The following is a 14,310-nucleotide window of genomic DNA, read 5'->3' as shown; positions in this document are numbered from 1 at the left end:
TGTAGGGGGCAACTTGTAATGAAGCAGGATATCGAAAAAGTATTAATCACAGAAGAAGAGATCAGTGTCAAAGTAAAAGAATTGGGCAAAGTGCTGACGGAAGAATATAAAGACCGTTTTCCGCTTGCAATCGGTGTTTTAAAAGGTGCTATGCCTTTTATGGCTGACTTGCTGAAGAACATTGATACATACTTGGAAATGGACTTCATGGATGTTTCGAGTTATGGTACATCTACAGTCTCTTCCGGAGAAGTTAAAATCCTTAAGGATTTGGATACTTCAGTTGAAGGCAGAGACATTCTGATCATCGAAGATATCATCGACAGCGGACTGACTTTAAGCTACTTAGTTGAGCTTTTCCGTTACCGCAAAGCAAAAACAATCAGCATTGTAACGCTGCTAGATAAACCGACTGGACGCAAAGCTGATATCCAGGCGGATTACGTAGGCTTTGAAGTGCCGGATGCATTTGTAGTCGGCTATGGCTTGGATTACATTGAACGCTACCGCAATCTTCCGTACATCGGCGTACTGAAGCCTGAAATTTATCAAAATAAATGACGCTTGATTTTGTCAAGTACACAAATGGCTAATTAGTTGTATTGCCATGATTTTCTATGATACTATTTAAAATAGTTGTGTTTACTGTGGGAGGAGGTAAGGAATGAATCGGATCTTCCGTAATACCATATTTTATTTATTAATCTTTTTAGTGGTAATTGGAGTCGTCAGTTTTTTCCAAGGGAACAATACAAAAACTGAACCATTAACTTACAGCAAATTCATTTCCGAACTTGAGGCTGGGGATGTTGAAGAAATAACGATTCAGCCGCTGCGCGGGGTATATGAAGTAAAAGGTAAGTTGAATGATTATAAAGATGATGAGTTATTTGTCACTCATGTATTAAGCGACAAAGCATTAGACCGTGTGGACGCTGCTTCTCAGGGTAAAACGACCGTTAAGTTCGTGCCTGCAGAAGAAACCAGCGGATGGGTAACGTTCTTTACATCCATCATACCTTTTGTCATTATCTTCATTCTTTTCTTCTTCTTGCTTAACCAGGCTCAGGGCGGCGGCAGCCGTGTCATGAACTTTGGAAAAAGCAAAGCCAAGCTTTACAGCGAAGAAAAGAAAAAGGTCAGATTTAAAGACGTTGCAGGTGCAGATGAAGAGAAGCAGGAGCTTATAGAAGTCGTGGAATTCCTGAAGGATCCGCGTAAATTCGCAGAGCTTGGTGCACGTATTCCTAAAGGTGTTCTTCTTGTAGGACCTCCTGGAACGGGTAAAACGCTTCTTGCTCGTGCTGCTGCCGGAGAGGCTGGCGTGCCATTCTTCTCTATAAGCGGATCAGATTTCGTTGAAATGTTTGTCGGTGTAGGGGCTTCACGTGTTCGTGACTTGTTTGAGAATGCGAAGAAGAATGCACCGTGTATCATCTTTATTGATGAAATTGATGCAGTCGGCCGTCAGCGCGGCGCGGGTCTCGGCGGAGGCCATGATGAGCGTGAGCAGACACTTAACCAATTGCTTGTTGAAATGGACGGTTTCGGCGGAAATGAAGGAATCATCATGATTGCTGCTACGAACCGCCCTGACATCCTTGACCCTGCATTATTGCGTCCAGGCCGTTTTGACCGTCAGATTACGGTTGACCGTCCTGATCTTAAAGGCCGTGAAGCAGTTCTGGAAGTTCATGCCCGAAACAAGCCTTTAGATGAATCTGTTAACTTAAAATCAATCGCTGCACGTACACCTGGATTTTCAGGAGCAGATCTTGAAAACTTGCTGAATGAGGCTGCACTTGTTGCTGCACGCCGTGATAAGAAAAAGGTCGATATGACTGATATCGATGAGGCAACAGACCGTGTAATTGCTGGTCCTGCGAAGAAGAGCCGTGTTATTTCTCAAAAAGAACGCAAAATTGTTGCCTACCATGAAGCAGGGCATACAATTATCGGAGTGATTCTTGATGAGGCTGATATGGTGCACAAGGTAACAATCGTTCCGCGCGGTCAAGCGGGCGGGTACGCGGTTATGCTTCCGAAAGAGGATCGTTACTTTATGACGAAGCCTGAGCTTCTTGATAAAATTACCGGACTGCTTGGAGGCCGTGTGGCTGAGGACATCGTATTCGGCGAAGTCAGCACAGGAGCATCCAATGACTTCCAGCGTGCGACAGGCATTGCCCGCCGCATGGTAACGGAGTTTGGTATGAGTGATAAGCTTGGACCATTGCAATTTGGACAATCGCAAGGACAAGTGTTCTTAGGACGCGATTTCAACAGCGAGCAGAACTATAGTGATGCCATTGCACATGAAATTGATATGGAAGTGCAGCGCTTCATTAAAGAAAGCTATGAGCGTGCTAAGAAGATTCTTACTGAGAATCGTGATAAATTAGAGCTGATTGCTCAAACGCTGCTTGAAATTGAAACACTAGATGCAGAACAAATTAAACATCTTGTGGATCATGGCACATTGCCGGAACGTCCTGCTGCAGCTCTTGATAAAAAACAAGAAGATGTGAAAGTAAACATCCTCCCGAAAAAGGATGAAGAACAAACATCAGAAATACATGAAGATCGCAAAGAAGATTAAGTGATATGGGAGAGAACCGCAAGTTCATTATGAGCTTGCGGTTCTTTCTTTTTGCATTTCATCTTCTAAAAAGAATAAAATGGAGATGTCGTTTATTTCGGGGAATAAAAATGGATTCAGTTCTTATTTTTAACCGATTCGAATCCTTAACTCATATGATATGATTGAAAAGAAAGAACCCTGGATTGGTAAAAGAAACTAGACAAAGTGGTGATACATATGTTTTTAGTATTGGATGTAGGGAATACAAATACGGTTTTAGGCGTTTTTGAAAGTGATGAATTAAAACATCACTGGCGTATTGAAACGACAAGAAACAAAACGGAAGATGAATTTGGCATGCTGATCAAATCATTATTTGAGCATGAAGGCATACATCTTTCCGACATAAAAGGCATTATTATTTCGTCGGTTGTTCCTCCAATAATGTTCTCACTTGAGAGAATGTGCTCAAAGTACTTTAAGCAAAAGCCTTTAGTTGTTGGACCGGGAATTAAAACGGGTCTGAACATAAAATATGAGAATCCGCGTGAGGTCGGGGCTGACCGTATTGTAAATGCAGTAGCGGGCATTCACTTATACGGAGGACCATTGATTATTGTAGACTTTGGGACAGCGACAACCTATTGTTATATCAATGAGGAAAAACAATATATGGGGGGAGCTATTGCCCCCGGAATTAACATTTCGACAGAAGCGTTATATTCACGTGCTGCCAAACTTCCGAGAATCGAAATTGCAAGACCGGATGATATTATCGGAAAAAATACAGTAAGTGCGATGCAGGCCGGTATTTTATTTGGCTATGTAGGACAAGTCGAAGGTATTGTTAATAGAATGAAACAACAGGCAAAAGCAGAGCCTAAGGTTATTGCTACAGGAGGACTGGCATCATTGATTGCATCAGAATCAAGTGTAATTGAAATTGTCGATCCTTTTCTCACGTTAAAGGGCCTGCAGCTTATTTATGAAAGAAACAACATATAATTTGGAAGGTGAGATTACATTGGATTATCTAGTCAAGGCACTTGCGTTTGACGGACAAGTGCGTGCATATGCAGCTAAAACAACAGACACAGTAGGAGAAGCGCAAAGGAGACACCAGACGTGGCCGACTGCTTCAGCAGCTTTAGGCCGGTCTATGACAGCTGGGGTTATGCTTGGATCTATGCTTAAAGGCGAGAACAAAATGACGATTAAAGTTGAGGGAGGCGGGCCTATCGGTGTCATTGTTGTAGACAGCAATGCAAAAGGCGAGGTGCGAGGCTATGTCACAAACCCTCAAACTCATTTTGATCTTAACGAAAAAGGCAAGCTTGATGTCGCAAAAGCGGTAGGTACTTCAGGAATGCTTTCGATTGTGAAGGATCTTGGAATGAAAGAACATTTTACTGGTTCTGTTCCGATCGTATCTGGTGAATTAGGCGAGGATTTTACTTATTACCTTGTATCCTCAGAACAGGTTCCTTCTTCTGTGGGTGTTGGCGTACTAGTGAATCCGGATAATACCATCCTTGCAGCGGGAGGATTCATTATTCAATTAATGCCGGGTACAGATGAATCAACGATTACAGAAATCGAAAAACGTCTTGGAAGTGTTGAGCCAATCTCGAAATTAATTCAAAAAGGATTAACTCCTGAAGAAATTCTTTTTGAAGTATTGGGAAAAGAAAATGTGAAGCTTCTTGATAAACATTCTGTTGCGTTCCATTGTCCCTGCTCCCGCGATAGAATTGCGAATGCCATTATCAGCCTCGGTGCAGAAGAAATTCAAAGCATGATTGAAGAGGATGGCAAAGCAGAAGCAGAATGTCATTTTTGCAATGAAAGATACCATTTTAATAAAGAAGAATTAACAGAGCTGAAAGAAAGCGCCTCAAACTGAACAATGAAACAGGAGATGGAGAAATGAGCGGAAAAACAGTATGGCCAATCATTTTCGGTCTTGTCATCATTAATTGTTTTACCTTGGCGTATTTCTTATCTAAAGATAACAGTATGGCAGCTGTTGTTTCTGGTAAAAACCAGGAATCGGAGTCAATTGCTGTGGTCGGAAAAGTAGAAATTACAAGGGAAGACTGGATGGCTGAGCTTGAAGAGCGTTTCGGAAAAGAAACCCTTGAAGAGATGATTAATTTTACAGTAGTTGAGGAGCTTGCTGAAAAGCACAGCATCAAGATTCCGGATAAAGAACTTGACCGCGAGCTTACGATATACAAATCCATGTACAACTCGCTTGACAATGAACATCTTACAGATACTAAAGAGCTGCGCGAGCAAATCAGGTACAGCATTCTGCTGGAAGAATTGTTAACAAAGGATGTTGAAATATCTGATAAGGAACTAAAAGCCTATTATGACTCCAACAAAGACTTGTATTCCATTGAAGATTCGTATCACTTATTTCATATTGTAACGAAGACAGAGGAAGATGCTTTAAAAGTGATAGAGGAATTAAAAGGCGGCTCAAGCTTTGAAGCTCTGGCCTCAGAAAAATCAATTGATGAATTCACTGCAAATGAGGGCGGGGAGCTTGGATTTGTGTCAGAGAATAATGATTATCTTCCCTCGCAATATGTTGTTGAGGCTGAGAAGCTGAAGGTTGATGAGTGGAGTAAGCCGATTAAGAGTGATCTTGGCTATTCTGTCCTTTTATTAAAAGAAAAGCTTGATGGAGTTCAGTATTCATACGAAGATGTGAAAAATCAAATGAGAAGGCAGATTGCACTGGAGCAAATGGAATCTGCTGTATCCGTTAAACCGTTATGGGAAGAGGCGGGGGTTACGTGGTTTTATGGAGACAATGCCTCTAAAGAATAAGCAGTTTGTCCTATTCGAAAAGTAAGAAAAGATTGACAATTCAGACTGAGTTTTGGTACATTCTTTATAAAGCCAATAAAAATACTCGGAAATAGAGGTGGTCAGATTGACGCGTGTAGCAAATTCTATACACGAACTGATTGGGGAAACACCGATAGTGAAGTTAAATCGAATCGTAGAAGAGAATAGTGCTGATGTTTATTTGAAGCTTGAGTTCATGAATCCGGGCAGCAGCGTAAAAGACCGGATTGCACTGGCGATGATTGAGGCAGCTGAAGAAAAGGGTCTGCTTAAAGCAGGAGATACGATTATTGAGCCGACAAGCGGCAATACGGGAATTGGCTTAGCAATGGTTGCTGCTGCCAAAGGCATTAAGGCAATCTTGGTTATGCCTGAGACAATGAGTATGGAGCGCCGTAATCTTTTAAGAGCATACGGAGCTGAGCTTGTGCTCACACCAGGTCCTGAAGGAATGGGCGGAGCCATTCGAAAAGCTGAAGAGCTTTCTAAAGAACATGGCTACTTCATGCCTCAGCAATTTAAAAATGAAGCAAATCCAGAAGTTCACCGCAGAACAACAGGTCCTGAAATTGTGAGCCAAATGGGCGATCAGCTTGATGCATTTATTGCAGGTATCGGAACTGGAGGTACGATCACTGGTGCGGGTGAAGTGCTGAAAGAAGCTTATCCGGACATTAAGATCTATGCAGTTGAGCCTTCAGACTCACCGGTATTGTCTGGCGGTAAACCAGGTCCTCATAAAATTCAGGGCATCGGCGCAGGATTTGTCCCTGATATCTTAAAAACAGACATTTACGACGGAGTCATTACCGTTAAAAATGAAGAAGCATTTGAGGTGGCCCGCCAAGCTGCTAAAGAAGAAGGCTTGCTTGGAGGAATTTCTTCAGGTGCAGCCATTAAAGCGGCATTGCAGGTTGCGAAAGAATTAGGCAAAGGCAAAAAAGTGCTGGCCATTATTCCAAGCAACGGCGAAAGATACTTAAGCACTCCGCTTTATCAATTTGATTAAAAATAAAAAACAGCCCCCGGGCTGTTTTTTTCTATATTGCCGCTCAGTTTCCTCTCCTTTCAATATTTTCATCATGTAATCTTCTTGTGTTTTAGGTAAAATGAAAGTATGAGTTTTAAAGGAGAGGGTCCAGATGCATCTTGAGAGAAAGCCGCTCGCAAAAAAAACGGCATACAATCTTGATTTCTTTAAACAATATCAGCATCTATCAAAACATGAGGAGTATCATGCTTTTTTAGAAAGCGGCAGAGGCGGACGGTACAGCATTGCAGGACTTAAGCCTGCAGCGATAGTACGAGGGAAAGATTCTGTTTTAAACATACAAGTGAAAGATTCTGCAGAAGAACGGAAAGGGAATCTGCTCGATGTATTCAGAGATTGGTTCTCTGCTTATAAATCTGTAAAAGATGAAGAGCTTCCGGATTTCCAGGGAGGAGCCATTGGTTTCTTCAGCTACGATTGTGTAAGATATTTCGAAAAGCTGGATCGGCATTCAGAAGATGATCTTGAAACACCTGATCTATTTTTCCTGCTGTTTGATGATCTTGCTGTTTATGATCACCAAAAGCATGAAATTTGGTTCATTACCCATTACCCTGCGGATAATGAAGTAGAAGAGGCGAAGAAACGTCTTGCTGTAATGGAACACAGGTGGACTGAGGAGCACACTGAGCCGTTTATTCATAAACCGGCCGCTGAGCCTGGAGCGGATGCGTTAAAGGGTGCTTTTACTAAAGAATCATTTATGGAAGCAGTAGAGAAAATCAAAGAATATATTGAGAGCGGCGATGTTTTTCAAGTGAACTTATCCGTCAGGCAAACGCAGCCACTCGGAGTTCATCCGCTAAAAGTATATGAAACCCTAAGAGAATTAAACCCTTCTCCTTATATGGCCTATCTGGAATTAAAGGATTTCCAGATTGTCAGCGGATCTCCAGAGCTTTTAGTAAAAATTGATGGAGAAAAGGCAAGCACGCGCCCTATTGCAGGAACCAGGTCCAGAGGGGAAAATGAAGAAGAAGATAAAAAGCTTGCAAATGAACTGATTGAAAATGAAAAGGAACGGGCAGAGCACGTTATGCTCGTCGATCTCGAGAGAAATGATTTAGGCCGGGTGTGCAAATACGGAACGGTTGAAGTAAATGAGTTCATGGTCATTGAAAAGTATTCGCACGTCATGCATATTGTATCAAATGTCCAAGGAACATTAGCTGAGGGCAAAGACTATATCGACGTTTTTAAAGGTGTTTTTCCTGGAGGCACGATAACTGGGGCGCCGAAAATTAGAACGATGGAAATCATTGAAGGGCTCGAACCATCACGCAGAGGCATATATACGGGATCAATCGGCTGGATTGGATATAATGGTGATATGGAGCTGAACATAGTCATTCGCACACTGCTTGCAAAGGATGGACATGCCTACATCCAGTCAGGAGCGGGGATTGTCATTGATTCAAATCCAAAGCATGAATACAAAGAGTCATTGAAAAAGGCGCAGGCCTTACTGAGAGCAAAAGAGCTGAGTGAAGAAGAGAATATGACAGCAGAGGTGAGAGAAAGATGATTTTAATGATTGATAATTATGATTCATTTACGTTTAATTTAGTGCAGTATTTAGGAGAGCTTGGTGAAGAACTGCTTGTCCGCAGGAACGATGAAATCACTTTGGATGAAATTGAAGAGCTTGCTCCCGAATTCCTGATGATTTCGCCAGGGCCGTGCAGTCCTAACGAAGCGGGAATCAGTCTTGCTGCCATCGAGCGCTTTGCAGGGAAAATCCCTATCTTTGGGGTGTGCCTAGGGCATCAATCCATTGCCCAGGTATTTGGCGGTGATGTTGTCCGTGCGGAACGGCTAATGCACGGAAAAACATCAGAGATGCATCACGATGGAAAAACGGTTTTTCAGGGTATCGAAAATCCATTTACCGCAACGCGCTATCATTCCTTAATTGTGAAAAAAGAAACATTGCCTGAGTGCTTTGAGATTACAGCTTGGACAGATGAAGATGAAATTATGGCGATTCGACATAAAACTCTTCCGATTGAAGGTGTGCAATTTCATCCTGAATCGATTATGACTTCTTTCGGGAAACATTTACTCGGCAATTTCATCAAAACTTACCAGCCGTCCAAAAAACCGGTTTAACGATATGTATATTTACCTTAATTCAGGTTATGTAAAAGCTGAGGATGCGAAAATCTCTCCTTTTGATCATGGATATCTGTATGGATTAGGGGCATTTGAAACATTCAGGCTGTATAAGGGGCACCCTTTTTTGCTGGACGATCATTTGAACCGTCTCCGGGGTGCCCTGGAAGAGTTTCATATCCACTTAGATCTGTCCGGTCTGCAAATTGAGGAAGTAATTCACAAGCTGCTTGTCCTGAATCAGCTGGAGAATGAGGACGTTTCAGTTCGTTTAAATGTTTCTGCTGGCGCCGGCGGGCTTGCCTTTGGTGCAGTGGAATATATGAAGCCGACTGTGATGCTCTTTATGAGGAAGCTGCCTGAAATGCCTGAGGACTTTGAAAAGTGCGGGCGCATCTTGTCACTGCCCCGTAACACCCCTGAGGGAGAGCAGCGCTTGAAGTCACATCATTATCTTAATAATGTTTTGGCCAAGCATGAAATCGGCAATGAACCATCAATTGAAGGTATTTTTTTAACGAAAGAAGGTTTTGTGGCAGAAGGGATTGTATCAAATCTTTTTTGGGCAAAAGACCAAATCGTCTATACCCCTGCAATTGATACTGGGATTCTAAATGGGATTACCCGCCAGTTTGTCATTCGCTGTTTAGAAAAAAGCGGTGTTCAGGTGAAAGAAGGTTTCTATTTAGCAGAAGATCTGCTGAAGGCTGATGAGGTATTTGCAGTCAATTCTGTTCAGGAGATCATTCCTTTAAAAGAAGTTGGTTCCCACTCTTTTTTAGGGAAAAAAGGTGAAATTACGCAAACACTACAGAAGAAGTATAAGCAAAGTACAATGCTGCTGAAAAGCAGATATGAGCTGTAAAGGATTGATGAGATGATGGATACGACATTACTGGACAATAAAAAAGAATTATCATGCGGCCCTTATAGATTAAACCTCAGCGAGAAAACCTTTATTATGGGAATCTTAAATCTTACTCCGGACTCTTTCTCTGATGGAGGGAAATTTAATCATATAGATGCTGCACTTGCGCATGCAGAAGTGATGATTTCTGAAGGAGCAGATATCATTGATGTTGGCGGTGAATCCACGCGTCCGGGGGCGAAGTATGTTGATGCTGCTGAAGAGATTAAAAGAGTGGTTCCGGTCATTGAAAAACTTTCTAAGGTCATCAATGTGCCAATATCTATCGATACGTATAAAGCGGATGTCGCAGAACAGGCTATTCTCGCGGGAGCAACTATCATCAACGATGTGTGGGGAGCAAAAGCAGATCCTAATATGGCTGCTGTAGCGGCCAAATACAATGTCCCAATTGTTTTAATGCATAATCGGCCAAAGCGAAATTACGGCAGCCTGATTTCTGATATGATTGCCGATCTTAATGAAAGTGTAGAAATTGTCAAGCGGGCTGGTGTTCAGGATGATAAGATTATCTTAGATCCGGGTATAGGTTTTGCAAAGACAATGGAAGATAATCTTGTTGTCATGAGAAACCTTGAAACATTTTCGCAGCTTGGCTATCCGGTTCTTCTGGGAACATCAAGGAAAACCTTCATTGGCCGCATTCTGGACCTGCCTCCTTCTGATAGAATGGAAGGAACGGGCGCTACAGTGTGCCTCGGCATTGAAAAAGGATGCAGCATTGTGCGTGTGCATGATGTTCAGGGCATTGCAAGAATGGCTAAAATGATGGATGCGATGCTTGGTAAAGGGGCGGCTGTTCATGGATAAAATTTTTGTAAGCGGCATGGAGTTCTACGGGTATCACGGGGTATTCCCGGAAGAAACAAAACTCGGCCAGCGCTTCCGCGCAGACCTCACAGTTGAGCTTGATTTGCGCGAAGCGGGACGCACGGATGATCTTCAGCATACAGTGAACTATGCTTCTCTCTATAACATCTGTAAAGACATTGCAGAAGGCAAGCCATATAAGCTTGTAGAATCTGTAGCGGAAAAAATTGCTGAAAAAGTGCTGAAGGAATTTCAGCAGGTAAGTCATTGCACGGTAAAACTGTACAAGCCGGACCCTCCAATCGCAGGACATTATCAGCACGTTGCGGTTGAAATCGGGAGAGGCCGCGCATGAACAAAGCCTATCTTGCACTTGGTTCTAATATTGGAGACAGAGAGCGTTATGTAAAAGATGCCATCCTAAGCCTGAATGACCATTCGGACATAGAGGTAGAAGGTATTTCCTCTATTTATGAAACGGATCCAGTAGGCTACGAAGATCAGGATGCATTTTTGAACATGGTGCTCTCCGTCCGCACGGATTTAACAGCGTTTCAGCTGCTCGATGTTATGCAGAATATTGAAAAAGAGCTTGGGAGAAAAAGAGAAGTAAAATGGGGTCCCCGAACTTTAGACCTTGACATTTTATTGTTTAATCACGAAAATATTGAAACAGAGCACCTAATTATTCCTCATCCAAGAATGTTGGAACGTTCGTTCGTATTAATACCGCTTTATGAGATACAGCCAGATATAAGGATTCCAAACAGCGAGCAGCCGCTTTCGATGATTATAGATCAATTAACAGATAAAAAAGGAGTACGAATATGGAAGCAGAAAAATGGGGAAGACGTATTCGCGCTTTTCGAAAGCTAAAAGGATATACTCAAGAGGGCTTTGCAAAAGACCTGGGTATTTCCGTGTCTGTTTTAGGTGAAGTTGAACGGGGAAACAGACTGCCGAATGATCAGTTGATACAAGAAGTAGCGGCCGCGCTGAATGTCACCATAGAAGAATTATCACCAAGAGATTAAGAAGGGAGGTCTACAATGTTTAAAATAGGCGATATTCAAATGAAAAACCGCGTTGTTCTTGCGCCGATGGCTGGAGTCTGCAACTCTGCATTCCGTCTGACAGTAAAAGAATTTGGAGCGGGTCTCGTCTGTGCTGAAATGGTCAGCGATAAAGCGATTCTATATAACAATGCAAAAACGATGGGCATGCTTTATATCGATGAGCGCGAAAAACCATTAAGCCTTCAAATTTTCGGAGGGGTAAAGGACACATTGGTAGAAGCGGCTAAATTCGTAGATAAGAATACGACTGCAGATATTATCGATATTAATATGGGGTGCCCTGTACCTAAAATCACAAAATGTGATGCAGGTGCAAGATGGCTCCTTGATCCAGACAAAATATACGACATGGTTTCGGCTGTTGTCGCAGCTGTTGAAAAACCGGTTACTGTTAAAATGCGTATGGGCTGGGATGACAAGCATATCTATGCTGTCAGAAATGCTCAGGCAGTTGAAAGAGCTGGCGGAAAAGCCGTAGCGCTTCATGGCCGAACAAGAGTTCAAATGTATGAAGGAACAGCAAATTGGGATATCATTAAAGAGGTTAAACAATCCGTCAATATTCCTGTTATCGGAAATGGCGATGTTCAAACTCCCCAGGACGCAAAAAAAATGCTTGATGAAACAGGTGTGGATGGCGTCATGATCGGCCGTGCGGCTCTTGGAAACCCATGGATGATTTACCGTACAGTTCAGTACCTTGAAACGGGAGAATTGATCGGTGAGCCGTCAGTACGTGAAAAAATGGATGTCTGCAAGCTGCACTTGGACCGCTTAATCGCGTTAAAAGGTGAAACAGTTGCTGTCAGAGAAATGAGAAAGCATGCGGCATGGTACCTTAAAGGAATCCGCGGCAACGCCATCGTAAGAAACGCCATTAATACAATGGAAACAAGAGATGGGCTCGTAAACTTGATTGATGAGTTTACATTAGAGGTAGAAGCAAAACAACAAAACAGTATTCAGGCAGGATAATCTGTCTTCCACCGCAGCGATTGCATACTGCCAGTTTGAACTGGCAGTTTTTCTGCTTTCGTTCATAACTAATAGAATAGGAGCTGATTTTTTTGAGTCACGAAGAATTAACCCACGAAGAACTGAATGACCAGCTGAAAGTGAGAAGGGAAAAACTACATACATTGCGCGAAAAAGGATTGGATCCATTCGGCAAACGCTTCGAGCGTACGGGTTATACAGCACAATTGGTGCGCGAGTACGGTGAAATTTCAAAAGAAGATCTTGAAGAAAGAGAAATCTCTGTCACGCTTGCCGGAAGAATCATGACAAAGCGCGGCAAAGGCAAAGCGGGATTCGCTCACATTAAAGACATCGAAGGGCAAATTCAGATCTATGTTCGCAAGGATGCTGTAGGCGATGAGCAATATGAGCTTTTCAACACAGCTGACTTAGGGGATATTGTCGGAGTTACAGGTGTTATGTTCAAAACAAAAGTGGGCGAGCTTTCTATTAAAGTCACAAGCTTTGAATTGCTGACTAAATCATTGCGTCCTCTTCCAGACAAGTTTCACGGCTTAAAAGACATCGAGCAGCGCTACCGTCAAAGATACCTTGATTTAATCATGAACGACGAGAGCAAAAGCACATTTATCGCACGCAGCAAGATCATTCAGTCTATGCGCCGATATTTGGACCAAAACGGATACTTAGAGGTTGAGACTCCAACTATGCATACAATTGCAGGCGGAGCGTCAGCACGTCCGTTTGTAACGCACCACAACGCACTTGATATGCAATTGTACATGCGCATCGCGATTGAGCTCCATTTGAAGAGACTTATTGTGGGCGGAATGGAAAAAGTATATGAAATTGGCCGTGTGTACAGAAACGAAGGTATTTCTACACGCCATAATCCTGAATTCACTATGATTGAGCTTTATGAGGCTTATGCTGACTATAGAGACATCATGTCGCTAACTGAAAACCTGATTGCTCATATTGCAAAAGAGGTAACAGGATCTACAAAAGTGACTTATGGCGAATATGAGATTGATCTGCAGCCTGAGTGGACTAGACTGCACATGGTTGATGCAATTAAAGAGCGTACAGGTGTAGACTTCTGGCAGGAAATGACCGTTGAAGAAGCGCGTGCGCATGCAGCTGAGCATAATGTTGAAATCAACAAGAATATGACGGTTGGCCATATCATCAATGAATTCTTTGAGCAAAAAGTAGAAGAGCATTTAATTGAACCGACATTTATCTTTGGTCATCCGGTTGAAATCTCTCCTCTTGCGAAAAAGAATGATGAAGATCCTCGTTTTACTGATCGTTTTGAGCTATTCATTGTAGCTCGCGAACATGCGAACGCATTTACAGAGTTAAATGATCCAATTGATCAAAAGGAGCGTTTTGAAGCACAGCTCCAAGAAAGAGAACAAGGAAACGACGAAGCGCATATGATGGACGAAGACTTCATTGAAGCTTTGGAATACGGAATGCCTCCAACAGGCGGTCTTGGTATCGGAATCGACCGTGTTGTTATGCTTCTGACAAACTCATCTTCTATTAGAGATGTATTGTTATTCCCGCATATGAGACATCGTTAATATAGGTTAAAAACCTCCGTTTAAAGACGGAGGTTTTTTTATTTTATTTTTTTGTAAAAAAGGCTTGCTTAATAGTGTTAGCGGTGATATATTATTAAACGTTGCCGCAAAAAAAGCGGACAAACAGAAAAACAAAAAGTTGAAAAGAGTGCTTGACTTATTAAAACGAATTTGTTATTATAATAAAGCTGCTCTTGAAGCAAATGATCTTTGAAAACTAAACAAAACCAAAAGCGTACCAAACGTTTTAAATTTTTAAGTCAGCAACAAATTGAGTCACAAATTTTCTTCGGAGAGTTTGATCCTGGCTCAGGACGAACGCTGGC

General features: G+C 42.3%; 15 protein-coding genes. All 15 read left to right on the top strand.

Annotation, left to right across the window (positions count from 1 at the left end):
• The first annotated feature begins 18 nt into the window (after positions 1-18).
• Positions 19-561: a hypoxanthine phosphoribosyltransferase gene (hpt, locus tag E2R53_RS22135; protein ID WP_070877665.1), complete on the top strand. Its 543-nt coding sequence runs from the start codon at positions 19-21 to the stop codon at positions 559-561.
• 103 nt (positions 562-664) lie between these two features.
• Complete coding sequence (ftsH, locus tag E2R53_RS22130) at positions 665-2,599, top strand: ATP-dependent zinc metalloprotease FtsH (RefSeq protein WP_133313831.1); 1,935 nt, start codon at positions 665-667, stop codon at positions 2,597-2,599.
• Positions 2,600-2,818: 219 nt separating this feature from the next.
• Positions 2,819-3,586, top strand: a complete 768-nt coding sequence (locus tag E2R53_RS22125) for a type III pantothenate kinase (protein ID WP_133313830.1) — start codon at positions 2,819-2,821, stop codon at positions 3,584-3,586.
• 19 nt (positions 3,587-3,605) lie between these two features.
• Positions 3,606-4,484: an Hsp33 family molecular chaperone HslO gene (gene hslO / locus E2R53_RS22120; protein WP_206197421.1), complete on the top strand. Its 879-nt coding sequence runs from the start codon at positions 3,606-3,608 to the stop codon at positions 4,482-4,484.
• A 23-nt stretch (positions 4,485-4,507) separates the two neighbouring features.
• Positions 4,508-5,419 carry a peptidyl-prolyl cis-trans isomerase gene (locus tag E2R53_RS22115; RefSeq protein WP_133313828.1) on the top strand — a complete coding sequence of 304 codons (912 nt, stop codon included), beginning with the start codon at positions 4,508-4,510 and terminating at the stop codon, positions 5,417-5,419.
• A gap of 106 nt (positions 5,420-5,525) precedes the next feature.
• Positions 5,526-6,449, top strand: a complete 924-nt coding sequence (cysK, locus tag E2R53_RS22110; protein ID WP_133313827.1) for a cysteine synthase A — start codon at positions 5,526-5,528, stop codon at positions 6,447-6,449.
• Between the two features lie 133 nt (positions 6,450-6,582).
• Positions 6,583-8,016, top strand: coding sequence for an anthranilate synthase component I (gene trpE, locus E2R53_RS22105; protein WP_133313826.1), 1,434 nt, complete (start codon positions 6,583-6,585; stop codon positions 8,014-8,016).
• Positions 8,013-8,600, top strand: a complete 588-nt coding sequence (gene pabA, locus E2R53_RS22100; protein ID WP_133313825.1) for an aminodeoxychorismate/anthranilate synthase component II — start codon at positions 8,013-8,015, stop codon at positions 8,598-8,600. Before trpE ends, pabA begins: the two co-directional genes overlap by 4 nt.
• A gap of 4 nt (positions 8,601-8,604) precedes the next feature.
• Positions 8,605-9,468, top strand: a complete 864-nt coding sequence (gene pabC, locus E2R53_RS22095) for an aminodeoxychorismate lyase (protein WP_133313824.1) — start codon at positions 8,605-8,607, stop codon at positions 9,466-9,468.
• Between the two features lie 15 nt (positions 9,469-9,483).
• On the top strand, positions 9,484-10,341 hold the full coding sequence (gene folP, locus E2R53_RS22090) for a dihydropteroate synthase (RefSeq protein ID WP_133313860.1): 858 nt from the start codon (positions 9,484-9,486) through the stop codon (positions 10,339-10,341).
• Positions 10,334-10,696 (top strand): dihydroneopterin aldolase, encoded by a 363-nt coding sequence (folB, locus tag E2R53_RS22085; RefSeq protein ID WP_133313823.1) that lies wholly within the window; start codon positions 10,334-10,336, stop codon positions 10,694-10,696. The genes folP and folB overlap by 8 nt, the downstream gene beginning before the upstream one ends.
• Entirely contained in the window at positions 10,693-11,217 is a 525-nt protein-coding gene (gene folK / locus E2R53_RS22080) for a 2-amino-4-hydroxy-6-hydroxymethyldihydropteridine diphosphokinase (RefSeq protein WP_133313822.1), read from the top strand. The genes folB and folK overlap by 4 nt, the downstream gene beginning before the upstream one ends.
• Positions 11,169-11,375 carry a helix-turn-helix domain-containing protein gene (locus tag E2R53_RS22075; protein WP_070877677.1) on the top strand — a complete coding sequence of 69 codons (207 nt, stop codon included), beginning with the start codon at positions 11,169-11,171 and terminating at the stop codon, positions 11,373-11,375. Before folK ends, E2R53_RS22075 begins: the two co-directional genes overlap by 49 nt.
• A 15-nt stretch (positions 11,376-11,390) precedes the next feature.
• On the top strand, positions 11,391-12,392 hold the full coding sequence (gene dusB, locus E2R53_RS22070; protein ID WP_133313821.1) for a tRNA dihydrouridine synthase DusB: 1,002 nt from the start codon (positions 11,391-11,393) through the stop codon (positions 12,390-12,392).
• Between the two features lie 92 nt (positions 12,393-12,484).
• Positions 12,485-13,984, top strand: coding sequence for a lysine--tRNA ligase (lysS, locus tag E2R53_RS22065; RefSeq protein ID WP_070877679.1), 1,500 nt, complete (start codon positions 12,485-12,487; stop codon positions 13,982-13,984).
• Positions 13,985-14,310 lie beyond the last annotated feature (326 nt).

Origin of the sequence: Peribacillus frigoritolerans, from assembly GCF_004358755.1 — a bacterium.
GTDB lineage: Bacteria > Bacillota > Bacilli > Bacillales > Bacillaceae > Bacillus_P.
The sequence above is the reverse complement of the archived record's forward strand: the minus strand, read 5'-3'. Positions and strand labels throughout refer to the sequence as shown.